This window comes from Aquitalea pelogenes (assembly GCF_041914625.1).
In the GTDB taxonomy this organism is placed as follows: Bacteria; Pseudomonadota; Gammaproteobacteria; order Burkholderiales; family Chromobacteriaceae; genus Aquitalea; species Aquitalea pelogenes.
Genome location: NZ_JAYSDA010000040.1, coordinates 1 through 23,801, shown reverse-complemented (window position 1 = coordinate 23,801; position 23,801 = coordinate 1). Strand labels below are relative to the sequence as shown.

Here is a 23,801-nt window from a genome sequence, read left to right as displayed (position 1 = left end):
GGCGAATGGACCGGCACCATGAACCTGACCGAGCCGCAAGCCGGTTCCGACCTGGCCCAGGTGCGCTCGCGTGCCGTACCGCAGGCGGATGGCAGCTATCTGGTGACCGGCCAGAAGATTTTCATCACCTGGGGTGAGCACGACATGGCCGACAACATCGTCCATCTGGTGCTGGCCCGCCTGCCGGATGCACCGGCCGGGGTGAAGGGCATTTCCCTGTTCATCGTGCCCAAGTTCCTGGTCAATGCCGATGGCAGCCTGGGTGCGCGTAACGACGTGCGTTGCGTCTCGCTGGAACACAAGCTCGGCATTCATGGCAGCCCGACCGCGGTGATGAGCTTTGGCGATAACGGTGGTGCGGTCGGCTATCTGGTGGGCGAGGCCAACAAGGGCCTGGGCTATATGTTCACCATGATGAACCACGCGCGCCTCGGGGTGGGGGTGGAAGGCATGTCGGTATCCGAGCGCGCTTACCAGAAGGCGGTCGAGTATGCGCGTGACCGCGTGCAAAGCCGTGCCATCGGCTCGCCCGACCCGGCTGGTGTGGCCATCATCAAGCATCCGGATATCCGTCGCATGCTGATGACCATGCGCAGCCAGATCGAAGCGCAACGTGCCTTGGCCTTCTATACTGCCGCCGCGCTGGACCGCGCCTCGCGCCATCCGGTGGCCAGCGAAGCTGCGCGCAATCAGGCGCTGGTGAACTTCCTCATTCCCATCGTCAAGGGCTGGAATACCGAGCAGGCCAACGAGCTGACCAGCCTGGCGGTGCAAGTACATGGCGGTATGGGCTTCATCGAAGAAACCGGCGTGGCCCAGTACTACCGCGATGCCCGTATTACCGCCATTTACGAAGGCACCACCGGCATCCAGGCGCTGGACCTGATTGGCCGCAAAACCTTCAGCGAAGGCGGCGCGACGGCCCGTGCGCTGCTGGAAGAAGCACGAGCGACTGCCGACAAGCTGGCGGCTGCCGGTTATGCCAGCATGGCGCGCAATCTGCAGCAGGCTGCTGCCGAGGCTGAGCGCTGCGTTGCCTTCATCCTGGGCAGCTTTGGCACGCAGCCGCAGCTGGCGGCCGCCGGTTCGGTACCTTTCCTCAAGCTGATGGGCATTGTGCTGGGTGGCTGGCAGCTGGGCCGCGCCGCGCTGATCGCACGCGAAAAGCTGGGTGAAGATGGTGTGGACGAGGATTTCCTCAAGGCCAAGATCACCACCGCCCGCTTCTTTGCCGAGCACCTGCTGCCGCAGGTTGGCGGCCTGGCTGCAGCCATTGTGGATGGGGCTGACAGTGTGCTGGAGCTGGACGATACCCTGTTCTGAGCTGGTGTTTCATCATGCTGAACAGCCACCTGCGGGTGGCTGTTTCTTTATGTAAAAGTATTGGAAACAAGGCAGGACAAATCAGGAAGTGATGCAAAAACAGGTGCTTGTGACTTGTTTCAACTGGCCGAAAGCGGTATGATGGTAAGGTTTAACCAAACGGGACAGGCGCAAAACGTCGTGTCCCGTTATTCACATAAAAATCCGCAAAAACATACAAGCGAAACGCAACAGGAGCTAGTCAGTGTCAACCGTACCAGCGATCCTCGTCTTGGCTGACGGTACCCTCTTCAAGGGCAGTGCCATCGGAGCCACCGGCCATACGGTCGGCGAAGTGGTATTCAATACCGCCATGACCGGGTATCAGGAAATCCTCACCGATCCCTCCTACACCAAACAAATCGTCACCCTGACTTATCCCCACATCGGTAATGTCGGCGCGAATTCGGAAGATACCGAATCCCGCGCCGTTTTCGCATCCGGTCTGATCATTCGTGATCTGCCGCTGCTGCACAGCAACTTCCGCGCGGAAGATTCGCTGTCCGACTACCTGGCCAAGAACAATGTCGTGGCCATTGCCGATATCGACACCCGCCGCCTGACCCGCATCCTGCGTGAAAAAGGCGCACAGGCCGGCTGCATCATGGCCGGTGCCGATCTGGACGAAGCCCGCGCACTGGAACTGGCACGCGGTTTCGGTTCCATGGCCGGTCAGGATCTGGCCAAGGTAGTGAGCTGCACCGAGTCCTACCAGTGGAAGCTGGGCGAATGGAAACTGGGCAGCGGCTACAGCGAGCAGGCCGAAACCCCGTTCCATGTGGTGGCTTACGACTTCGGCGTGAAGCACAACATCCTGCGCATGCTGGCCGAACGTGGCTGCAAGCTGACCGTGGTACCGGCGCAGACGCCGGCCAAGGACGTGCTGGCGCTGAATCCGGATGGCGTGTTCCTCTCCAACGGCCCTGGCGATCCGGAGCCTTGTGACTACGCCATCGCTGCCATCCGCGAAATCTTGGAAACCCGTCTGCCGGTATTCGGCATCTGTCTGGGTCACCAGCTGCTGGGTCTGGCCACTGGTGCCAAGACCAGCAAGATGAAGTTCGGCCACCACGGTGCCAACCACCCGGTGCAGGATCTGGACAGCGGCCGCGTGATGATCACCAGTCAGAACCATGGCTTCCAGGTGGACGAATCCACCCTGCCGGCCAATGTGCGCGTGACCCATCGCAGCCTGTTCGACCAGACCGTACAGGGCATTGCGCTGACCGACCGTCCGGCCTTCTCCTTCCAGGGTCACCCGGAAGCGAGCCCAGGCCCGGAAGACGTGGCCTATCTGTTTGACCGCTTCATCACGGCGATGAGCCAGGCGAAGTAAACGGAGCATACGGAGAACAAGCATGCTGGGCATTACCGATATCACCACCTACCTGATCGGCACCATCATCATCGTGCTGCTGCCAGGCCCCAACTCCATGTATGTGCTGTCGGTGGCGGCACAGCGCGGCATCCGTCGCGGCTTTGTGGGTGCCTGCGGGGTATTTACCGGTGATGCCATCCTGATGACGCTGGCCGCCACAGGGGCGGCAGGGGTGCTCAAGGCCAATCCGGCCCTGTTTGCCATGGTCAAGTACGCCGGCGGTGCTTACCTGACCTGGCTAGGGCTGCAGATGCTGCGTGGCGCCTGGCGTGCCTGGCGCAATGCTTCCCGCGGGGACGCTGCTGCGCCGGAAGCGCGCCGCGAAGTGGACGCCAGCCGTCCCTTCGTCAAGGCGCTGGTCATCAGCCTGATGAACCCCAAGGCCATCTTGTTCTTCGTGTCTTTCTTCGTGCAATTCGTCGACCCGGCCTATCCGCACCCGGTGCTGACCTTTCTTGCGCTGGGCACGCTGCTGCAGTTGTGCAGTGCCCTGTATCTGGCCACCATCATCGTGTCTGGAGCAAGACTGGCCGAAGCCTTCCGTCGCCGCCGCAAACTGTCCTCTGCCATGTCTGGCGGAGTGGGCGCGCTGTTTCTGGGCTTCGGGGCCAAACTGGCGGCAGCCAGCCTGAACTGAACAATTGAAATTGACTGAGCGATAACATGCCGAAACGTACCGACCTCAAGAGTATTCTCATCATCGGCGCTGGCCCCATTGTGATTGGCCAGGCCTGCGAGTTTGACTACTCCGGCGCACAGGCCTGCAAGGCCCTGCGTGAAGAAGGTTACAAAGTCATCTTGGTGAACTCCAATCCGGCCACCATCATGACCGACCCGAACATGGCCGATGTCACCTACATCGAACCCATTACCTGGCCTGTTCTGGAAAAAATCATTGCCAAGGAACGCCCGGACGCCATTCTGCCCACCATGGGCGGCCAGACCGCACTGAACTGTGCGCTGGACCTGGCCAAGCACGGCGTGCTGGAAAAGTACAATGTCGAGCTGATCGGTGCCACCGAGGACGCCATCGACAAGGCGGAAGACCGTGGCCGCTTCAAGGAAGCCATGGCCAAGATCGGCCTGTCCTGCCCGCTGTCCTTCGTCTGCCACACCATGGAAGAGTCGCTGGAAGCGCAATCCAAGGTGGGCTTCCCCACGCTGATCCGTCCGTCCTTCACCATGGGCGGCTCCGGTGGCGGCATCGCCTACAACAAGGAAGAATTCCTGGCGATCTGCGAGCGCGGTTTTGAAGCGTCTCCCACCCATGAACTGTTGATCGAGCAGTCCGTACTCGGCTGGAAAGAGTACGAAATGGAAGTGGTGCGCGACAAGAAAGACAACTGCATCATCATCTGCTCCATCGAGAACTTCGATCCGATGGGCGTGCACACCGGTGACTCCATCACCGTGGCCCCGGCACAGACCCTCACCGACAAGGAATACCAGATCATGCGTAATGCATCGATCGCGGTACTCCGTGAAATCGGCGTGGACACCGGCGGTTCCAACGTGCAGTTCGCCACCAATCCGGTGAACGGCGAAATGATCGTGATCGAGATGAACCCGCGTGTATCGCGTTCCTCGGCACTGGCCTCCAAGGCCACCGGTTTCCCGATTGCCAAGGTCGCTGCCAAGCTGGCCGTGGGTTACACCCTGGACGAACTGAAGAACGACATCACCGGCGGTGCCACCCCGGCTTCGTTCGAACCGTCCATCGACTACGTGGTTACCAAGATTCCGCGTTTCGCCTTCGAAAAATTCCCGCAGGCCGATAACCGCCTGACCACCCAGATGAAGTCGGTGGGCGAAGTGATGGCCATGGGCCGCACCCTGCAGGAATCCATGCACAAGGCGCTGCGTGGCCTGGAAACCGGCCTGTCCGGCTTCAACCCGGTCACCACCAACGAAGAAACCATCCGTCACGAAGTCAGCACCCCGGGACCGGAACGTATCCTGTACGTGGCCGACGCCTTCCGCGTGGGCATGAGCCGTGACGACGTATTTGCGCTGAGCAAGATCGACCCGTGGTTCCTGGCCCAGATCGAAGACATCGTGGGCGAAGAAAAAGCCCTGGCCGGTCGCAAGGTGGAAGAACTGGGCTTTGACGAACTGCGTCGCCTGAAGCGCAAGGGCTTCTCCGACCGTCGTCTGGGCGAGCTACTGAATACCGACCAGGCTGCCGTGCGTGCCAAGCGCTGGGCGCTGGGTCTGCATCCGGTGTACAAGCGTGTGGATACCTGCGCGGCCGAGTTCGCCACCTCCACCGCCTACATGTACTCCAGCTACGAAGAAGAGTGCGAAGCCAAGCCCACCGACCGCAAGAAGGTGATGGTACTGGGTGGTGGCCCCAACCGTATCGGTCAGGGTATCGAATTCGACTACTGCTGCGTGCATGCAGCGCTGGCGCTGCGCGAATCCGGTTTCGAGACCATCATGGTCAACTGCAACCCGGAAACCGTATCGACCGACTACGACACGTCCGACCGTCTGTACTTCGAACCGCTGACGCTGGAAGACGTGCTGGAAATCTGCCGCATCGAAAAACCGTTCGGCGTGATCGTGCAGTATGGCGGTCAGACCCCGCTGAAACTGGCGCGTGCACTGGAAGCCAATGGCGTGTCCATCATCGGCACCTCGCCGGACATGATCGACGCTGCCGAAGACCGCGAGCGCTTCCAGAAGCTGCTGAATGAACTGGGTCTGAAACAGCCGCCGAACCGCACCGCCCGTACTCCGGCCGACGCGATGAAGCTGGCCGAGGAAATCGGCTATCCGCTGGTGGTGCGTCCGTCCTACGTACTGGGCGGCCGCGCGATGGAAATCGTGCACGAACCGGCTGATCTGGAACGCTACATGCGCGAAGCGGTGAAAGTGTCCAACGACAGCCCGGTGCTGCTGGACCGCTTCCTGAACGACGCCATCGAAGTGGACGTGGATTGCATCTCCGACGGCAAGGACGTGGTCATCGGCGGCATCATGCAGCATATCGAACAGGCTGGTGTGCACTCCGGTGACTCCGCTTGCTCGCTGCCGCCGTACAGCCTGTTCCCGGCCGTACAGGACGAAATCCGTCGTCAGACTGAAGCCATGGCGCGTGCGCTGAACGTGGTCGGCCTGATGAACGTGCAGTTCGCCATCCAGGGCGACACCATCTTCGTGCTGGAAGTGAATCCGCGTGCCTCGCGTACCGTACCGTTTGTGTCCAAAGTGACCGGCGCTCCGCTGGCCAAGATTGCCGCCCGTGCCATGGCCGGCATCAGCCTGGCCGAGCAGGGCTTCACCAAGGAAGTGATCCCGCCGTACTACGCCGTGAAGGAAGCCGTATTCCCCTTCATCAAGTTCCCGGGCGTGGATACCATCCTCGGACCGGAAATGAAGTCCACCGGCGAAGTGATGGGTGTGGGCAAGAGCTTTGCCGAAGCCTTCGTCAAGAGCCAGTTGGCCGCCGGCGACAAGCTGCCGCGCACCGGCAAGGTGTTCCTGTCGGTACGTCAGTCCGACAAGAACGGCGCGGTTGACGTGGCACGCGAGCTGCAACGTCTGGGCTTTGGCGTCTGCGCAACGCGCGGCACGGCCAAGACCCTGGCCGAAGCAGGCATCGTGGTGCAGGTGGTCAACAAGGTGAACGAAGGCCGTCCGCACATCGTCGACATGATCAAGAACGGCGAAATCGACGTGCTGGTCAACACCGTGGACGAAAAGCGTCAGGCCATTCAGGACAGCCATTCCATCCGCCGCAGTGCCCTGCAGGCGCGCATTCCGCAGTACACCACCCTGGCCGGTGCCAAGGCAGTGTGCGTGGGCATGGCCCATGTGGAAGAGTTTGATGTCTACAGCGTTCAGGAACTGCACGCCTCCATCAAGCCTTGATGTGGTGGACTGTCGGAATGTGACGGCAAGTTGTGCGTTGAAGCTTTGAACCGCGGACGATTTGCCGTTACAATCCAGACATTGAACTGCAACAGCCAAGCCGCCGTCTCGTACGGCGGCTTGTGTTTTTGATGACGGCGGGGGTACCGCCTCAGGAGAGCACCCGAATGAACAAAGTCCCGTTGACGCTGCGTGGCGCCGAACTTCTCAAAGAAGAACTGCAACGCCTGAAGAGCGTGGAGCGCCCGGCGGTGATCGAAGCGATTGCCGAGGCACGGTCGCATGGCGATCTGTCTGAAAATGCAGAATACGATGCTGCCAAAGAGCGCCAAGGCTTCGTTGAAGGCCGTATTGCCGAACTGGAAGGCAAGATTTCCAATGCCATGATCATCAATCCGGCCGAACTGGACGCTGATGGCCGCGTGGTGTTTGGTGCCACCGTCGAGCTGATGGATCTGGAAACCGAAGACCAGGTGACCTACCAGATCGTGGGCGACGATGAAGCCGACATCAAGCTGTGCAAGGTATCGGTCAATTCGCCGATTGCCCGTGCGCTGATCGGCAAGGAAAGCGGCGACGTGGCCGAAGTGGTGGCCCCGGGCGGCATTCGCGAATACGAAGTGCTGGACGTCAAATACATCTAAAGCAGACAAACCAAACGCGCGCTTTCGCGCGTTTTTGCTGTGGAGTCAGGGAGCACGCATGGACGGATTGCGAGCGATAGCCAGAACCTTCTGGATCGGTGGACTTTGGGTGATCGGCATCATTGTGGCCCCGGTATTGTTCCGCTCACTGGATACCGTGACGGCCGGCATGGTTGCCGGCAAACTGTTTGCCGCCATCGCCTGGGTGGGCTTGGTGTGTGGGGTATTCCTGCTGGTGGATGCGGTATGGCGCAATGGCGTGCGTGGCATGAAGGAAGCCAGCTTCTGGCTGATTGTCGGCATGCTGCTGTGTACCGTGATCAACCATTTTGCCGTGACGCCCATCATTGCGGCGCTCAAACTGCAGATGAACCACGCGGCAGAAGGCCTGTTTGGCGGCGGTTTCGCTACCTGGCATGCCATTTCCAGCCTGATCTATCTGGTACAGAGCCTGATGGGGCTGGCCTACATCCTGCGACGGGACTGACCTTGTGATACCGCAAGTGGCCTGTCCACAATAAGGTGCAGGCAAAATAAAAGCGGTGGCAAGCCACCGCTTTTGCTATACCGCCCAAGGGCAGTCTCAGGATTGGGAAGCAATCTTCAGCGCTTTCTTGTTCTTGGGCAGAACAATGCGCTGCTTGTCGCTGGGGCGCCACAGCACCAGCAATTTGCCGATATGCTGCACCGGTGCTGCACCCAGCTCGTCGCAAATTTGCTCGTAAAGCGCAATGCGTGCCGCGCGGTCATCACCCTGAACGCGGATCTTGATCAGTTCATGGGCATCCAGGCTCATGGCGATTTCGCGCAGTACGGACTCGCTCAGGCCGTTGTTGCCGATCATCACGACCGGGTTGAGAGTCTGAGCCAGGCCCTTGAGGTGCTGGCGCTGGAATGGTTGCAGTTCGATTTTCATTGGACAGGCTTGGTTTCAAAGCAAAACGGGATTCTACTAGAGTTTGGCCCATAGCCCAAACTCTGGTCACAAACAGACTGAAAAACAACAGGATAGCCAGCATGGCTGTGCTGAGTGAAATGGCAGGAAACGACTCATGGCTAGAAGTACCAGCAGCAATACCTGGCTGCGCGAACATGTTAACGACCAGTATGTACAGATGGCCAAGAAAGATGGCTACCGGGCACGGGCAGCGTACAAGCTGCTGGAAATCAACGAGAAAGACAAACTGATCCGCCCGGGCACGGTACTGGCTGACCTGGGTAGCGCTCCGGGCAGCTGGTCGCAGGTGGCTGCCCGCATCGTCGGGCCGCAGGGCAAGGTGTTTGCGCTGGATATCCTGCCGATGAACCCGATTGCCGATGTTGACTTCATCCAGGGCGACTTCCGCGAAGACGAAGTGCTGGCCCAGTTTGTCGATCTGCTGGACGGCCGCGCGCTGGACCTTGTAATTTCCGACATGGCACCCAATATCTCAGGAATGAGTGCCATGGATCAGGCCAGAAGCTTTTTGCTGTGTGAGCTGGCGCTCGAATTTGCACGTGATCATCTGAAACCTGGCGGCTGTTTTCTCGTCAAAGTGTTCCAGGGCAGCGATTTCCAGCCCTACCTGCAGTCCATGCGAGACCTGTTTGACGAGGTAGTTACCCGCAAACCCAAGGCTTCGCGTGACCGCTCCAGCGAAATTTACCTGCTGGGCAAGGGCCGACGCTGACATATGCCCCCTCGGGGTTTACAATTCATTCCAATGCAATACGCAACCGTAAAGTCAGGGCACAGAGGAGTCCGCTACTCGTGAACAATATCGGCAAAAACATCGCCATCTGGGTCATCATCGGTCTGGTACTGATGACTGTATTCAATCAGTTCAACAAACGTCAGGATGCCCAGAACCAGATCGAATACTCGCAATTCATCAGCGATGTCGAATCCGGCAAGGTGCAATCCCTGAGCATCGAGGGCCATCCGCTGCGTGGCCAGTGGCTGAAAGGCAAGCGTACCGACGGTTCGGCATTTGCCACCTATGCGCCCTACGATCCGCAACTGGTTGAAGACCTGATCAAGAACAACGTCCGCTTCTCGGCCAAGCCGGAAGAGGAACCGTCCATGCTGATGAGCATCTTCATCAGCTGGTTCCCGATGCTGCTGCTCATCGGCGTGTGGGTATTCTTCATGCGCCAGATGCAGGGCGGCGGCAAGGGTGGTGCCTTCTCCTTCGGCAAGAGCAAGGCGCGCATGCTGGACCAGGACACCAACACCGTGACCTTTGCGGATGTCGCCGGCTGCGATGAAGCCAAGGAAGAGGTGAAGGAAATTGTCGACTACCTGCGCGACCCTTCCCGCTACCAGAGCCTGGGTGGCCGCATTCCGCGTGGCATCCTGCTGTGTGGCTCGCCGGGTACTGGTAAAACCCTGCTGGCCAAGGCTATCGCCGGTGAAGCCAAGGTACCGTTCTTCAGCATTTCCGGTTCTGACTTTGTCGAAATGTTTGTCGGCGTGGGTGCTGCCCGTGTCCGCGACATGTTCGAGCAGGCCAAGAAGAACTCGCCTTGCATCATCTTCATCGACGAAATCGATGCGGTAGGTCGCCAGCGTGGCGCAGGTCTGGGTGGCGGCAACGACGAACGCGAACAGACGCTGAACCAGCTGCTGGTTGAAATGGATGGTTTCGAAACCAATCAGACCGTCATCGTTATTGCCGCGACCAACCGTCCGGACGTGCTGGACCCTGCCTTGCAGCGTCCTGGGCGTTTCGACCGTCAGGTGGTGGTACCGCTGCCGGATATCCGTGGCCGTGAACAGATTCTGTCCGTACACATGCGCAAGGTGCCGATTGCTGCTGATGTGGAAGCCTCCATCATCGCCCGTGGCACACCGGGCTTCTCCGGTGCAGATCTGGCCAACCTGGTGAATGAAGCAGCGCTGTTTGCTGCCCGTCGCAGCAAGCGTCTGGTGGACATGCTGGACTTCGAGTCGGCCAAGGACAAGATCATGATGGGTGCCGAGCGCCGCAGCATGGTGATGACCGAGGAAGAAAAGCGCAACACTGCTTACCACGAATCCGGCCATGCCGTAGTGGCCAAGCTGCTGCCCAAGTCCGACCCGGTGCACAAGGTCACCATCATCCCGCGTGGCCGTGCGCTGGGTGTGACCATGCAACTGCCGGAGCAAGACCGCTTTGCTTATGATCGTGGCTATCTGCTGGATCGTCTGGCCATCCTGTTTGGCGGCCGTATCGCCGAAGAGCTGTTCATGAACCAGATGACCACCGGCGCTTCCAACGACTTCGAGCGTGCCACCCAGATGGCACGTGACATGGTGACGCGCTACGGCATGTCCGACAAGCTGGGTCCGATGGTGTATGGCGACAATGAGGGTGAGGTATTCCTCGGTCGCTCTGTCACCACCCACAAGAACATGTCCGAAGCCACCATGCAGCAGGTGGACAGTGAAATTCGCCGCATCATCGACGAGCAATATGCTCTGGCACGTCGTCTGCTGGAAGAAAACCGCGACAAGGTGGAAGCCATGACCGCGGCCCTGCTGGAATGGGAAACCATCGACGCAGAGCAGATCAACGACATCATGGATGGCAAGCCGCCACGTCCGCCCAAGCCGGGCAGTGGCTTCCCGGCCAAGCCGGAGGAAAAGGCCGTTGAAGCCGCTCCGGTAGAACCGACATCCACCCCGGCTCAGGAACTCTGATAACCGGTTTCCACAGGGTGATAGCGCAGGCTGTCACCCTGTTTTGCATTTATCTGGCAGAACATTCGATGCAATTGCTTCAATGCGGGCGCTATAAGCTCGATCTATCCCGGCCCATGATCATGGGCATCCTCAATGTCACCCCCGATTCCTTCTCTGATGGCGGCCGCTACAATACGCTGGACACTGCATTGCAGCGCGCGCAAGCCATGTTGGCAGATGGCGCGGCCATTCTGGATATTGGTGGCGAATCCACCCGTCCCGGTGCGCCGGAAGTCAGTGTGCAAGAAGAAATGGACAGGGTGTTGCCGGTACTGGAAAAACTCAAGGATATCGGCGCTCCGCTGTCACTCGATACCCGTCGTACCGCGGTCATGCAGGCGGCCTTGCAACTGGGGGCTGTGGACCTGATCAACGATGTCTCCGCACTGGAAGACCAGGGTGCAGTGGAGGCCGTGGCTGCATCACAGGTGGCACTGTGCCTGATGCACAAGCAAGGCAACCCGGACACCATGCAGCAGGCTCCTGCGTATGAGGATGTGGTGGAGGAGGTCGGCCAATATCTGCAACGTCGCGTGCAGTTGTGTCGTGATGCGGGCATTACCGCTGAGCGTTTGCTGATTGATCCAGGCTTCGGTTTCGGCAAGACACTCGAACATAACCTGCAATTGCTGGCAGGATTGCAGCGTATCGAGGCTATCAGCGGCATTCCGTTGCTGGTAGGTCTGTCGCGCAAGTCCATGCTGGGTGCCATCACCGGTGAGGCCATTCCATCAGAACGACTTGGTGCCAGCGTCGCTGTGGCGCTGTTGTCCTTGCAAGGCGGTGCCAAAATCGTGCGGGTGCACGATGTCAAAGCCAGCCGGCAGGCATTGGAAGTCTGGGCGGCGTTGCAACCGTATACCGCTTGATTCGCAAGGCTGTCTTACCTTTTTTGCATAATAGGGACTTGCCGAGCTAACAGGGCCGGCAGGTACAATACAGGGCTGGCGCCAAGGTTATTACCGTAGCTACCCGTTGCTGGCCAGGTGCTACAGCAACGTGACTAGGATGAAGAAATGAGTCGTAAATATTTTGGTACGGATGGTGTACGTGGTGAAGTTGGGCAATTCCCCATCACCCCTGATTTTGTCCTCAAGCTAGGCCATGCGGCTGGGCGAGTGCTGGTGGACCATGACAAGGATCACCGTCCGACGGTGCTGGTTGGCAAGGACACCCGTATTTCCGGTTACATGCTGGAAGCAGCCTTGCAGGCCGGTTTTACTGCGGCTGGCGTCAATGTGCTGCTGACCGGCCCACTGCCCACCCCGGGCATTGCCTACCTCACCCGCGCGCTGCGGCTGGAGGCCGGCGTGGTGATTTCGGCATCGCACAACCCCTATCAGGATAATGGCATCAAGTTTTTTGCCGAAGGCGGCAAAAAGCTGGATGACGCACTGGAGCTGGAAATCGAGGCCATGCTGGAACAGCCTATGACGACCAACAGCTCGGCCGAGCTGGGGCGTGCCCGCCGTATTTCCGGTGCAGCAGAGCGTTACATCGAATTCTGCAAGAGTACCTTCCCGGGCGAGCGAAACCTGAAGCACTTGAAGCTGGTGGTGGATTGTGCAAATGGTGCCACCTATCACATCGCGCCCAAGGTGTTCCATGAACTGGGTGCCGAGCTGGTGGTGATCGGTGGTGAACCTGATGGCTACAACATCAACGACAAGGTGGGCGCGACTTATCCCAAGACCTTGCAGGTAGCCGTTCTGGAGCACCATGCCGACTATGGCATCTCACTGGATGGCGACGGTGACCGCCTGATCATGGTGGACAAGCATGGCAAGGTGTACGACGGCGACCAGCTTATTTATGTGATTGCCAAGGCACGTGCCGCCCGTGGCGAGCTAAAGGGCGGTGTGGTGGGCACGGTCATGACCAATATGGCCATGGAACTGGCGCTCAACAAGCTGGGCGTGGCCTTTGGCCGCGCCAAGGTGGGCGACCGCTATGTGCTGGAAATGCTGCATGCCAATGGCTGGCAGGTGGGCGGCGAGGCATCGGGACACATCCTGTGCCTGGACAAGCACACCACCGGCGATGGCATCATCTCCAGCTTGCAGGTGCTGGCCAGCCTGGCCGAACTGGGCATCAGCCTGGAAGAGGCCTGCAGTGACTGGACGCCGTTCCCGCAGACCATGATCAATGTGCGTCACAATGGCTGCGACTGGAAAGCAGCCTCTGCCGAGGCGCTGGCAGCCGCAGAAGCCGCCTTGACCGGGATTGGCCGTGTGGTATTGCGTCCTTCCGGTACCGAGCCGGTGGTACGGGTGATGGTAGAAGCCAGTGACCGCAGCTTGTCGGAAAAATGGGCCAAAGAGATTGCCGCCACTATAGAGCGCGTGGCCTGATTCAGTCCTGGCACAAGAAAAAGCCGCTGCACTATGCAGCGGCTTTTTTTATTGTGGTGAGCGATTGGTTCAGGTGGGCAGGCGCGGCACGCGCGGGGCAATGGCGCACATCAGCTCATAGCCAATGGTGCCGGCAGCCGCAGCCACTGCTTCGATCGCGATGTTTGGCCCCCACAGCTCCACCCGGCTACCGATGGTGGCATCAGGAATGTGCGTCAGGTCCACCACCAGCATGTCCATGGAAATCCGGCCCACAGTGCCGCTGCGCTGGCCTGCCACCATCACCGGAGTGCCATTGGCGGCAATGCGTGGGTAGCCATCGGCATAGCCACAGGCGACAATGCCTATCCGCATCGGTCGGTCGGCCTGAAACTGAATGCCGTATCCCACGCCATCACCTGCTTGCAGTTGCTGGATGGCAATGATGTCGGCGCTCAGCGTCATGGTGGTTTGCAGGCCCAGCGCTGCGCCATGACAGTCGGCAAAGGGCGAGCAGCCATACAGGGTGATGCCGGGGCGGACGATAGCGCCATGGGTGTGCGGATGGCGGAAGACGGCCGCGGAATTGGCCGCGCTGATGGCCAGGCCACTGGCCGTGGCCACGGGGGCAAAGCGCTGCCACTGCGTTGCTACGCCACGATCGTCATCGGCAGTGGCGAAATGCGTCATGATGGTGCTCAGCTTCACTTGCGGCAATGCACGCAGTTGCTGCATCACGTGGCTGGCCTGTTCCGGGCGGAAACCCAGCCGGTTCATGCCGCTGTTGATCTTGAGCCATACTTCCACCGGCTGTGGCAGGGAACCTTCCTGTAACCAGGCAATCTGGTGAGGGGAGTGAATGGCACCGGCAATGCGGTATTCTGCCATGGCCTCCACTTCGGTCCGGTCGAATGGTCCTTCCAGCAGGGTAATCGGCTGCTGGATGCCCGCCTTGCGCAGGGCGATGGCATCTTCGATGTTGAGCAAGGCAAATCCGTCGGCAATATCGGCCAGAGCCTGGGCGCAGCCCAGGCTGCCATGGCCATAGGCGTCAGCCTTGATCACGGCCAGGGCGCGGCGGCTTGCGGTTTGTTTGCGGGATTGTAAATAATTATGGCGCAGGGCGGAATGATTGATTTCCACCCGTATGGGGCGTGTCATGTCAAGAAAGGATAAGGTCGAGGTGTGCTATTATAAGCGCCCGATCATGCACTCGGACAATCAGCCCGTGGCCAAATCTTGTGACAGGACAAGACTGTGCCGGTCGGCGGAGCACTATGGACATACTGCAGATACTTCTCGATTTCTTTACCGGTTACGGTTATGTGGCTGTCTTTACCGTATTGCTGGTGTGTGGTTTCGGTGTTCCGATTCCGGAAGACATCACGCTGGTGGCTGGTGGCATCATTTCCGGCCTTGGCTATGCTGATGTCGATATCATGTTTATGGTGGGGATGGCCGGGGTTCTGGCTGGTGACGGCATCATGTTTGCTGCGGGGCGTTTCTATGGCCACAAGGTGCAGCGTTTTCGTCCCATCGCCCGCATCCTGACGCCCGAACGCTTTGAAGCTGTGCAGGAAAAGTTTGAAAAATACGGTACCTGGGTGCTGTTCGTTGCCCGTTTCCTGCCCGGCTTGCGTTCTCCCATCTTCATTACCGCTGGCATGACACGGCGCGTGCCCTATTGGCGTTTCTTGCTGATGGATGGCTTTGCCGCGCTGATTTCCGTGCCGGTGTGGGTTTACCTGGGCCATTACGGTGCCACGCAGCGCGAATGGCTGATGCATATGGTGCATCGTGGCCAGATGGGTATTCTTTCCGTGGTCGGAGTATTACTGGCTGGTCTGGTGATTCTCTACCTGTGCAAGCGCAAGAAATGCTGTGAGGATTCCGGCCTGAAAAAATGAGCCGGACTGCCAAATGAAAAAGCCACCGCGACGGTGGCTTTTTTCATGCACAGAAGCCGGATCAGCCCACCTGCAGCAGTTCCACTTCGAATACCAGGGTGGCATTGGGCGGAATCACGCCACCGGCGCCACGTGCGCCATAACCGAGTTCTGCCGGAATGGTCAGCTTGCGCTTGCCACCTACCTTCATGCCAACGACGCCCTGATCCCAGCCCTTGATCACATGGCCGGCACCCAGCGGAAAGCTGAAGGGCTGGAAGCGGTCCTTGCTGGAGTCGAACTTGCTGCCATTGGTCAGCCAGCCGGTGTAATGCACAGTCACTTCCTGGCCGGCGACAGCTTCGGCACCTTCGCCCACGGTCAGGTCTTCAATGATCAATTCGCTCATCTTGTGTTCCTTGTATCTGGTTCAAGCAGGCCCGTATTGTACCAGTTGCCGCGCGCTGTGGTCTGACAGCATTGATTTGCAATTTGTATTTTGCAATCAGTAGCTTATAAAGAATTAACTGTCTGGTTTACCCACCCACCACCAGAAGGGGATTCGTCATGGACATCACCCACGGCTCGTCCCGGGAACACCCGGTTGTTCATCATGTTGAAGTTTCCCAAACCATGGTCTGGCTGCAGCAGGGCGTGAAAGACTTGCGCCGCGCACCGGCCGATGCGATGTTTTATGGCGCCATTTTTGTCTTGATGGGCTATCTGTTGATTGCCTATTTCGATAGTGCGCCACAGTTCGTACTCACCTTGTCCACGCTGTTCCTGCTGGCCGGGCCGTTTCTGGCCATCGGTCTGTATGATCTGGCGCGCCAGCATGAAAACACGTTTGCCACTCAGCGGGTCAATTTGTGGCACAGCATGGTTGCCTGGCGAGTCAATCTGCCCGGCTTTACCCTGTACGCCGCCTTGCTGGCCTTGATGGTGTTTGGCTGGTTCCGTGTTTCACTGCTCATGTTTGCGCTGTTTTTTGATACCGCAGCCCTGCCATCACTGGACAGCTTGCTGAGCAATGCCCTGTTGCCGGAAAACATGACATTCCTGCTGGCCTATTTTGGTGTCGGCTTCCTGTTTGCGGTGGCGGTGTTCTCGCTCAGCGTGGTGGCCATCCCGATGATGCTGGACAAGGATGTGGACACGGTGACCGCCATGATCAACAGCGTGCAGGCGGTGTACAAGAATCTGCTGACGATGGCGGTATGGGCCGTTATGATTGTGGCTCTTACTGCGGTGGGCTTTGCTACCTATTTCATTGGCCTGATCGTCATCATGCCCGTACTGGGGCTGGCCAGCTGGCATGCTTACCGCGCCATGATTTCCTACGAAAGCTGACGCCAGACTGATGAGCCAACCTTCCATCGTATTTCTCGACCGGGACAGCCTGCCTGTCCCGGTTCCCGCTTTTCCTTTTGCCCATGCCTATCGCGAAATTTCCGCCACCACGGTGGAGCAGATTGTCCAGCATGTGGGTAATGCCGACATTGTGATCACCAACAAGGTGCCGTTCAGCCGTGAAACCCTGCTGCAGTTGCCGGGGGTGAAGATGCTGGCGGTGGCGGCCACCGGCTACAACCATATCGATATCGCCACTTGCCGTGAGCAGGGCATTGCGGTGGCCAACATCCGCCATTACGGCGACGAAACCGTGGCCGAGCATGCGTTTACCCTGATGCTGGCCCTGATGAAGAATCTGCCGGCCTACCAGCGAGATGTCGCTGCCGGTGTCTGGGAGCAGGCCAAGCAGTTCTGTCATTTTGGTGCGCCCATTCGCGACCTCAAGGGCGCCACGCTGGGTATTCTGGGCGCGGGCGGCATTGGCCAGGCACTGGCCGAACGTGCTCGCGCCTTTGGCATGCATGTACAGTTTGGTGAGCGCAAGGGCGTTACCACCGTGCGCGATGGCTATGTCAGCTTTGATCAGCTGCTTGCCAGTTCGGATGTGCTGTCCTTGCATTGCCCGCTGAACGAAGAAACCCGCAACATGATTGCCCAGCCGGAATTGATGGCGATGAAGCCGGGTGCCATCCTGATCAACACCGCGCGTGGCGGACTGGTGGATGAAGAAGCGCTGGTGGCTGCGCTCAAGTTCGGCCAGCTGGGCGGTGCCGGTTTTGATGTGCTGAGTACCGAACCGCCGTCGGCCGGCAATCCGCTGCTGAAGGCCCGCTTGCCGCACCTGATCGTCACGCCGCATGTCGGTTGGGCCAGCCAGCAGGCCATGCAGCGTCTGGCACAGCAACTGGTGGACAATGTCACGGCCTTTGTCAGCGGTCAGGAAGCCAATCGCCTGGTGTGAACGCAATGGCGAAGCACATGAAAAAAGCAGGCTTGCGAGCCTGCTTTTTTGTTAAGCACCTGAACATGCTCAGTCCGGAATATCGTTCGGATTGATGCGCGGTGTTTCCTCTTCGCCCATGCCCAGCTTGCCGCGCACACAGGAAATGTAGCGGTTCACGTCCGGGCCGCCGCCATAGCGCTGCGCATGCCAGATCATCTCGCCCAGGCATTCCATCATCTCGTGCTGGGCACGATGCTCGTTGCCGTGGCGCAAGGCCAGCTGGGCGTAGAGTGAACGGATACCGAAGGGCTGGTCGATGGAGCGCTGTTCCTCGATAGCCACATGCAGGCCCATGTGCAGGAACGGGTTGGTCTCGCCCATTTCCGGCGTCCATTCCTGTTCCAGGTACTTTTCCGGATGATTCAGGATGGAGTGGTACTCGGGGTGGTCTATAAGAATGGAAAGCACGATCTTTTCCAGATCGGTCAGCACGCTGCCAGTCTGGTGTTTTTTCCAGGTTTCAAAAAAGAAGCCGCGCGCATCCTGGCGGCTGGGTGAGAACAACATGCGCAATACCTGAGTAGGTTTCTCGGATAAGCCCCGATTATACGGAAGGGAGCCCACCATGACCACGCTTTACGATTTTTCCATGCTCCTGCCTGATGGCAGTTCCATGGCGCTGAGCACCCTGCAGGGCCAGGTGGTATTGCTGGTGAACACGGCCAGCGAGTGTGGCTATACCCGGCAATATGCGGGCCTGCAGGAATTGCATGACAGCCTGTCCGGACAAGGCTTGCGGGTGCTGGCCTTTCCCTGCAACCAGTTTGGCGGGCAAGAACCGGGCACGGATGCCCAGATTGCCAGTTTCTGTGCCAGCCGCTTTCAACTGACGCTGCCGTTATCGGCCAAGGTGGAGGTTAACGGCCCGCAGGCACATCCCTTGTGGCGCTGGCTGACCCAGGCGGATAGCGCACATCCGCACCCGGTGAAATGGAATTTCACCAAGTTTCTGCTGGATGGAAAGGGCAGGGTGGTAAAACGCTTCGAACCGGCAGTGGCTCCACATGAACTGCTGCCGGACATCGAAGTCTTGCTGAGCCGGCGTGTCACTGCCGACTGAAACCGGTCTGGCTTGGAACCGCCAACAAAACCTCGTAGAGAACCCGGGCCAAGGCGCGCCGCCGCAGACAGTACATGGCGTACGGCAAGGCGGCGCAACGCTGGAGCGGGGGCTCTGTTCGCGGGGCTTACTTGCGGCGGAAGATGATGTCCCATACGCCATGACCCAGCTTGATGCCACGGGCCTCAAACTTGGTCAGCGGACGGTAGTCCGGGCGCGGCGCATAGCCATCGGCGCTATTGGCCAGATCGCCATTGGCGCTGAACACTTCCATGATCTGGATGGCGTAGTCTTCCCAGTCGGTAGCAGCGTGCAGATAGCCGCCTGGTTTCAGCTTCTTCACCAGTTTTTCCACCAGCGGGGCCTGGATCAGGCGACGCTTGTTGTGGCGTTTCTTGTGCCAGGGGTCGGGGAAGAAAATATGCACGCCGTCCAGGCTGCCGTCGGCCAGCATGTTGTCCAGCACTTCCACCGCATCGTGACGGATGATGCGCAGATTGCTCAGCTCTTTCTCGGCAATCAGCTTGCACAGATTGCCCACGCCGGGGGAGTGCACTTCCACGCCCAGATAGTCGATAGCAGGATTGGCCGCTGCAATTTCAGCGGTTGCACCACCCATGCCAAAGCCGATTTCCAGCACCTTGGGTGCCTGGCGGCCAAAAGCCTGCTCCAGGTCGATGACGGTTGGCTGATATGCAATGCCCCATTTGGGCATGCCCTCGTCCATTGCGCGTTGCTGACCTGCAGACAGATGTCCCTGACGCAGCACAAAGCTTCTGATGGCGCGCCCGAATGCCGGATTTTCCATGTGATTCAAACAGATAATTGCAAGAAGACGCGCATGTTACCGAATCTTGCCGGCCTTAGCGAGTGCCACGCTCTGCCAGGCCGGATTTGCCGCCAGTTGTGCGACAAATTCGCGTGCCGTGGGGTAGCGCAGCGTCACGCCCAGTTCTGCCAGGCGCTGGTGGCGAAAGCGGCGGGATTCCGCCATGTAAGACCATAAACCCGGGCTGACGGCCGCTTGTACTTCTGCGCGGGATAGCCGTGGCGGTAGTGGCATGGACAGTGCATCAGCCAGCATGGCATACCAGTCGGTGATGGTGAGTGGTTCCTGGTCGCAGGCATTGTAAATGCGGATGCCACCACGGTTTTGCTGCAGGCTGGCAATACACAGGCAGGCCAGGTCGTCGGCGTGGATATGATTACTGAAGCTGTCTTCTTCTGGCCGGATCAAGGGCGTGTTTTGCACAAGACGGGTCAGCGGCAGGCGCTCAAGCGCATAAATGCCGGGTGCGCGCAGAATGGTCAGCTGGCTGCCATGGTGGCGGGCAAAGGCACGCAGGGTATTTTCTGCATCCAGCCGGCGCCAGGCGCGCTCGGTTTGCGGTATGGGGGGCGAACATTCATCCAGCCAGTTACCGGCGCTATTTCCATACACGCCAGTAGTGCTGATATAGCTAATACGCTGTGGTATCCTGTCGGCTTTTGCCAGTGCGTACAACAACTTGCGCGTGCGGCTGTCGCGCATTCCGTGGCTTGGTGGTGGAGCGGTTATCCACAGATCATCGGCCAGACCGGCCAGCCGCTCCAGGCTGGCGGCATCGTCCAGATTGGCCATGACCGGAATGGCACCGCCAGCGCGCGCCGTTTCAGCCGCTTGCGCGTGATGTGCCAGAACCAGCACTTTCCAGTGCTGCACGAGTCGGGGCAGGGCCCGTCGGGCGACATCACCCATGCCTGCAATCAATAAAGTACGCATAGGCTGCATCTTACCGAGATTTGGAATAATAAAGGTACCCAATGACTTCCCAGGTCAAAGTGCTCCCGAGCGGGCATACGTTCAGTGTTGAAGCGCATGAAACCATTCTGGAAGCGGCTTTGCGCCAGAATGTCGGTCTGCCTTATGGCTGCCGCGATGGTGCCTGTGGCGCCTGCAAGGGCAAGGTAGTGGAGGGTGAGGTTAGCCAGGACGGCTATCAGGAAAAAGCCCTGCCGGAAAACGAACGCATCCAGGGCATGACCCTGTTCTGCTGTGCCCGCCCGCAAGGCGATATCACCATTGAAGCCCGTGAAGTGGCCGGTGCTGGTGACATCCAGATCAAGACCCTGCCGTGCCGCGTGGAAAGCATGGTGAAAATGCACGACGTTGCCGTGCTCAAACTGAAATTGCCGGTTTCCGAACGCCTGCAGTTCCGCGCCGGTCAGTACATCGACATCCTGATGAAGGATGGCAAGAAACGCAGTTTCTCCATTGCCAATGCGCCGCATGATGATGCCTTCCTGGAGCTGCATATCCGTCATCAGCCTGGTGGTAGTTTCTCCGATTACGTCTTCACCCAGATGAAAGAGCGCGAAATCATGCGCTTCAAGGGACCGATGGGTTCTTTCTTCCTGCGTGAGGATTCGGACAAGCCCATCATCTTCGTGGCCAGCGGTACCGGCTTTGCGCCGGTCAAGGGCATCATCGAACACGCCATCCATCACGGTATCCAGCGTCAGATGGTGCTGTATTGGGGCGCACGCACCAAGGCAGACCTCTACATGGCCGAACTGGCTGCCAGCTGGCAGGCCGCGCATGCCAACATCACCGTGATTCCGGTGTTGTCCGAGGCGCTGCCGGAAGACGAATGGCAAGGCCGCACCGGCTTTGTACATCAGGCGGTGCTGGATGACTTTGCCGACCTGTCCGGCTACCAGGTGTATGCCTGTGGTGCTCCGGTCATGGTGGAGTCTGCCCATCGCAGCTTCATTGCCGAACGCAAGCTGCCGGAAGACGAATTCTTCTCTGACGCCTTCTTCCTGTCCAAGGACATGGGTGGTAACAAGCAGCCCTGATCTGCCAGTCCTCTGTCATCAAAAAGCCCCTGCCATACAGGGGCTTTTTCATTTTTGTACTTGCCAGCGAAATGGCCGCTCTGCGAGGTATGTCCGGCATCGTTTTGTTTTTGTGGGATTTTCCCGTTGGCCACAGGGTGCGGACAGATTGTTGATTTGCGTCAACATCCACATTTTTTGTAGGGTTATTATGACCATCGACTAATCAATCAAGGCGGCAAACGCCAGCTATGAGGAGTGGGAGATGGAACTGCTAGGTCAACTTCTTTCCGACGATGTCGGTGTTCTGGGTTTGGCAACCATTGTCTTTGCTACTGTGGTGGTATGTGGTGTGATTTTTGTGATCAGTCGTAAGGTGAAGAACGCAGGACCGAACGACTGACAGGTTTAGCACCAGTTGGTGTGTGTCCAGATTTCCTCTTGATGTGTGTGTTGGTGGATACGGTGGTGGGCCGTATCCATTTTTTTTGCCTGCCGTTTGTCTATCAGTCTTTATTGAAAAATAATTTATTAAAAATTGCCAATAAAGAACGAGTTCATATAAAAAAATCCAATTTGGATAGACAGGCAGCTCTTCCTATAACCCAGCCAACATTCTTCTGTTGCTCTTTTTTGTTCCATTTTTTCATTTGATCCTGATCAAACATATGTAGCTGCTTTCTGGAATCGGAGCGCTTCGATGACTATCATTGCATCATTGAATTAGAAATTAATAATATACAGATAGTTTTCAGGTTAATGTATTTCACGGAGAACGAAAATGTCCACTGATACAGAAGTGCAAGGTGGCGGAGCACCCAAACTGAAACTGGGTGCACTTACCGCACTGGTAGTGGGTTCCATGATTGGCGGCGGCATCTTCTCGCTACCGCAAAACATGGCGGCAGGTGCCGGTGCCGGCGCCATCATCATTGGTTGGGCCATCACCTTCCTCGGCATGCTGACGCTGGCATTTGCCTTCCAGATGCTGGCCAACCGCAAACCGGAAGTAGAAGGTGGTGTATATGGTTATGCCCGCGCCGGTTTCGGTGACTACATGGGCTTCAACTCGGCCTGGGGTTACTGGATTTCGGCCTGGATCGGCAATGTGTCCTACTTTGTCGTGATGTTCTCGGCACTGGGTTTCTGGTTCCACGCTTTTGGTGATGGCAACACGCCGACCGCCATCATCTGTGCCTCTGTCTTGCTGTGGGGCCTGCATTTCCTGGTATTGCGTGGCGTGCATGGTGCGGCATTCATCAACACCATCACCACCATTGCCAAACTGGTTCCGCTGGCGCTGTTCATCGTACTGGTGGTGTTTGCCTTCAAGATTGACACCTTCAATCTCGACTTCTGGGGTAATCCGAAGCTGGGTTCCATCGTCGATCAGGTGAAGAGCACCATGCTGGTGACCGTATGGGTGTTCATCGGTATCGAAGGTGCGTCGATGTTCTCGGGCCGTGCCGAAAAAATGAGCGATGTGGGCAAGGCTACCGTGGTGGGTTTCCTGCTGACCATTGCCCTGCTGGTGGCTGTATCGGTCCTGGCACTGGGCGTGATGACCCAGCCTGAACTGGCTGCGCTGAAGAACCCGTCCACTGCCTACGTGCTGGAGAAAGCCATTGGCCCCTGGGGTGCCAACATCATGAATGCGGGTCTGGTGATTTCTGTTGGTGGTGCACTGCTGGCCTGGACGCTGCTGGCTGCTGAAGCACCTTACCTGGCAGGCAAAGACGGTGTGATGCCGCGCATCTTCGGCACCACCAATGCCAACGGTTCCCCGGCAGCTTCGCTGTGGCTGACCAACGGTTTGATCCAGCTGTTCCTGATCATCACCCTGTTCAGCTCGGCCGGTTACCTGGCACTGCTGTCGCTGGCTACCTCGATGATCCTGATTCCTTACCTGCTGTGTGCCGTGTATTCCTTCATGGTGGCCCGGCGTGGTGAAGGCTACCAGGCTGGTGAAGGCAAGGGCCGTGACCTGAGTATTGCCGGTATCGCCAGTGTGTACGGTGTATGGCTGATCTACGCCGCTGGTGTGAAGTATCTGTTCCTGTCGATGGTGCTGTACGCCCCGGGCCTGCTGTTCTACCTGTGGGCCAAGAAAGAACATGGCGAGAAGCCGTTCAAGGGTGCCGAAGCCGTACTGGCCGCCATCATCGTGGTTCTGGGCGCCATCGCCGCCTACGAACTGATTACCGGCCAGCTCACCCTCTGACCTGAAAACAATACGGAGGAGCGCGTCAAGCGCGCTCCCCCACCCCTTACCCGAATTGCAGGAGTTTGATCATGACAAAATTTGGTGTTCATTCCGAATGCGGCAAGCTGCGCAGTGTGATGGTGTGCCGTCCGGGCCTGGCCCACAAACGCCTCACCCCCGACAACTGCC

Annotated in this window: 23 protein-coding genes; 17 read left to right on the top strand and 6 right to left on the bottom strand. The window is 58.5% G+C overall.

Features of this window, described 5'->3' with window-relative positions:
* From ACE3SE_RS20720 to ACE3SE_RS20695, 6 genes are all read left to right on the top strand, one after another.
* The coding region (locus tag ACE3SE_RS20720) for an acyl-CoA dehydrogenase (protein ID WP_374557947.1) at window positions 1–1,323 on the top strand (1,323 nt) is incomplete at its 5' end.
* Window positions 1,324–1,567: 244 nt separating this feature from the next.
* Window positions 1,568–2,698 (top strand): glutamine-hydrolyzing carbamoyl-phosphate synthase small subunit, encoded by a 1,131-nt coding sequence (gene carA, locus ACE3SE_RS20715; RefSeq protein WP_045845405.1) that lies wholly within the window; start codon window positions 1,568–1,570, stop codon window positions 2,696–2,698.
* Between the two features lie 22 nt (window positions 2,699–2,720).
* On the top strand, window positions 2,721–3,377 hold the full coding sequence (leuE, locus tag ACE3SE_RS20710) for a leucine efflux protein LeuE (protein ID WP_374557944.1): 657 nt from the start codon (window positions 2,721–2,723) through the stop codon (window positions 3,375–3,377).
* 26 nt (window positions 3,378–3,403) lie between these two features.
* Window positions 3,404–6,613, top strand: a complete 3,210-nt coding sequence (gene carB / locus ACE3SE_RS20705; protein ID WP_045845403.1) for a carbamoyl-phosphate synthase large subunit — start codon at window positions 3,404–3,406, stop codon at window positions 6,611–6,613.
* 167 nt (window positions 6,614–6,780) lie between these two features.
* On the top strand, window positions 6,781–7,257 hold the full coding sequence (greA, locus tag ACE3SE_RS20700) for a transcription elongation factor GreA (protein ID WP_045845402.1): 477 nt from the start codon (window positions 6,781–6,783) through the stop codon (window positions 7,255–7,257).
* Between the two features lie 58 nt (window positions 7,258–7,315).
* Window positions 7,316–7,744, top strand: a complete 429-nt coding sequence (locus tag ACE3SE_RS20695) for a DUF4149 domain-containing protein (protein ID WP_045845401.1) — start codon at window positions 7,316–7,318, stop codon at window positions 7,742–7,744.
* A 96-nt stretch (window positions 7,745–7,840) separates the two neighbouring features.
* Here ACE3SE_RS20695 and ACE3SE_RS20690 read toward each other — a convergent pair whose 3' ends face one another.
* Window positions 7,841–8,173, bottom strand: coding sequence for a YhbY family RNA-binding protein (locus ACE3SE_RS20690; protein WP_045845400.1), 333 nt, complete (start codon window positions 8,171–8,173; stop codon window positions 7,841–7,843).
* 136 nt (window positions 8,174–8,309) lie between these two features.
* Between ACE3SE_RS20690 and ACE3SE_RS20685 the strand changes: the two genes are divergently transcribed.
* The 4 genes from ACE3SE_RS20685 (at window position 8,310) to glmM (ending at window position 13,311) form a co-directional block, all read left to right on the top strand.
* Window positions 8,310–8,927, top strand: coding sequence for an RlmE family RNA methyltransferase (locus ACE3SE_RS20685; RefSeq protein WP_045845399.1), 618 nt, complete (start codon window positions 8,310–8,312; stop codon window positions 8,925–8,927).
* Window positions 8,928–9,007: 80 nt separating this feature from the next.
* Complete coding sequence (ftsH, locus tag ACE3SE_RS20680; RefSeq protein WP_374557941.1) at window positions 9,008–10,918, top strand: ATP-dependent zinc metalloprotease FtsH; 1,911 nt, start codon at window positions 9,008–9,010, stop codon at window positions 10,916–10,918.
* Between the two features lie 68 nt (window positions 10,919–10,986).
* The gene (gene folP / locus ACE3SE_RS20675; protein WP_374557939.1) at window positions 10,987–11,829 is read left to right on the top strand and encodes a dihydropteroate synthase; all 843 of its coding nucleotides are present in this window, start codon (window positions 10,987–10,989) and stop codon (window positions 11,827–11,829) included.
* A 147-nt stretch (window positions 11,830–11,976) separates the two neighbouring features.
* Complete coding sequence (gene glmM, locus ACE3SE_RS20670; protein ID WP_374557937.1) at window positions 11,977–13,311, top strand: phosphoglucosamine mutase; 1,335 nt, start codon at window positions 11,977–11,979, stop codon at window positions 13,309–13,311.
* A gap of 69 nt (window positions 13,312–13,380) precedes the next feature.
* Here glmM and alr read toward each other — a convergent pair whose 3' ends face one another.
* Window positions 13,381–14,451: an alanine racemase gene (alr, locus tag ACE3SE_RS20665; RefSeq protein WP_374557935.1), complete on the bottom strand. Its 1,071-nt coding sequence runs from the start codon at window positions 14,449–14,451 to the stop codon at window positions 13,381–13,383.
* 116 nt (window positions 14,452–14,567) lie between these two features.
* On the opposite strand from alr, the gene ACE3SE_RS20660 reads away from it, so the two are divergent.
* A complete protein-coding gene (locus ACE3SE_RS20660; protein WP_374557933.1) occupies window positions 14,568–15,197 on the top strand; it encodes a DedA family protein in 630 nt (209 codons plus the stop codon).
* A gap of 61 nt (window positions 15,198–15,258) precedes the next feature.
* On the opposite strand, the gene ACE3SE_RS20655 is transcribed toward ACE3SE_RS20660, so the two are convergent.
* Complete coding sequence (locus ACE3SE_RS20655) at window positions 15,259–15,585, bottom strand: FKBP-type peptidyl-prolyl cis-trans isomerase (RefSeq protein WP_089083143.1); 327 nt, start codon at window positions 15,583–15,585, stop codon at window positions 15,259–15,261.
* A 158-nt stretch (window positions 15,586–15,743) separates the two neighbouring features.
* Between ACE3SE_RS20655 and ACE3SE_RS20650 the strand changes: the two genes are divergently transcribed.
* Entirely contained in the window at window positions 15,744–16,526 is a 783-nt protein-coding gene (locus ACE3SE_RS20650) for a DUF2189 domain-containing protein (protein WP_374557931.1), read from the top strand.
* 10 nt (window positions 16,527–16,536) lie between these two features.
* Window positions 16,537–17,490, top strand: coding sequence for a D-2-hydroxyacid dehydrogenase (locus tag ACE3SE_RS20645; RefSeq protein ID WP_062786323.1), 954 nt, complete (start codon window positions 16,537–16,539; stop codon window positions 17,488–17,490).
* 69 nt (window positions 17,491–17,559) lie between these two features.
* Here the strand turns inward: ACE3SE_RS20645 and ACE3SE_RS20640 are convergent, their stop codons facing one another.
* Window positions 17,560–18,039, bottom strand: coding sequence for a DUF1841 family protein (locus ACE3SE_RS20640; RefSeq protein WP_045845391.1), 480 nt, complete (start codon window positions 18,037–18,039; stop codon window positions 17,560–17,562).
* A gap of 58 nt (window positions 18,040–18,097) precedes the next feature.
* Here ACE3SE_RS20640 and ACE3SE_RS20635 point away from each other — a divergent pair, with 58 nt between their 5' ends.
* Window positions 18,098–18,592 (top strand): glutathione peroxidase, encoded by a 495-nt coding sequence (locus tag ACE3SE_RS20635; protein ID WP_374557928.1) that lies wholly within the window; start codon window positions 18,098–18,100, stop codon window positions 18,590–18,592.
* A 127-nt stretch (window positions 18,593–18,719) separates the two neighbouring features.
* On the opposite strand, the gene trmB is transcribed toward ACE3SE_RS20635, so the two are convergent.
* Entirely contained in the window at window positions 18,720–19,400 is a 681-nt protein-coding gene (trmB, locus tag ACE3SE_RS20630) for a tRNA (guanosine(46)-N7)-methyltransferase TrmB (protein WP_131355780.1), read from the bottom strand.
* 36 nt (window positions 19,401–19,436) lie between these two features.
* Complete coding sequence (locus tag ACE3SE_RS20625; RefSeq protein WP_374557926.1) at window positions 19,437–20,354, bottom strand: SDR family NAD(P)-dependent oxidoreductase; 918 nt, start codon at window positions 20,352–20,354, stop codon at window positions 19,437–19,439.
* A 41-nt stretch (window positions 20,355–20,395) separates the two neighbouring features.
* Here ACE3SE_RS20625 and ACE3SE_RS20620 point away from each other — a divergent pair, with 41 nt between their 5' ends.
* From ACE3SE_RS20620 to arcD, 3 genes are all read left to right on the top strand, one after another.
* On the top strand, window positions 20,396–21,430 hold the full coding sequence (locus tag ACE3SE_RS20620; protein WP_374557924.1) for a CDP-6-deoxy-delta-3,4-glucoseen reductase: 1,035 nt from the start codon (window positions 20,396–20,398) through the stop codon (window positions 21,428–21,430).
* 244 nt (window positions 21,431–21,674) lie between these two features.
* Complete coding sequence (locus tag ACE3SE_RS20615; protein ID WP_082086308.1) at window positions 21,675–21,812, top strand: DUF3149 domain-containing protein; 138 nt, start codon at window positions 21,675–21,677, stop codon at window positions 21,810–21,812.
* A 378-nt stretch (window positions 21,813–22,190) separates the two neighbouring features.
* Window positions 22,191–23,630, top strand: coding sequence for an arginine-ornithine antiporter (arcD, locus tag ACE3SE_RS20610; protein WP_045845386.1), 1,440 nt, complete (start codon window positions 22,191–22,193; stop codon window positions 23,628–23,630).
* Window positions 23,631–23,801 lie beyond the last annotated feature (171 nt).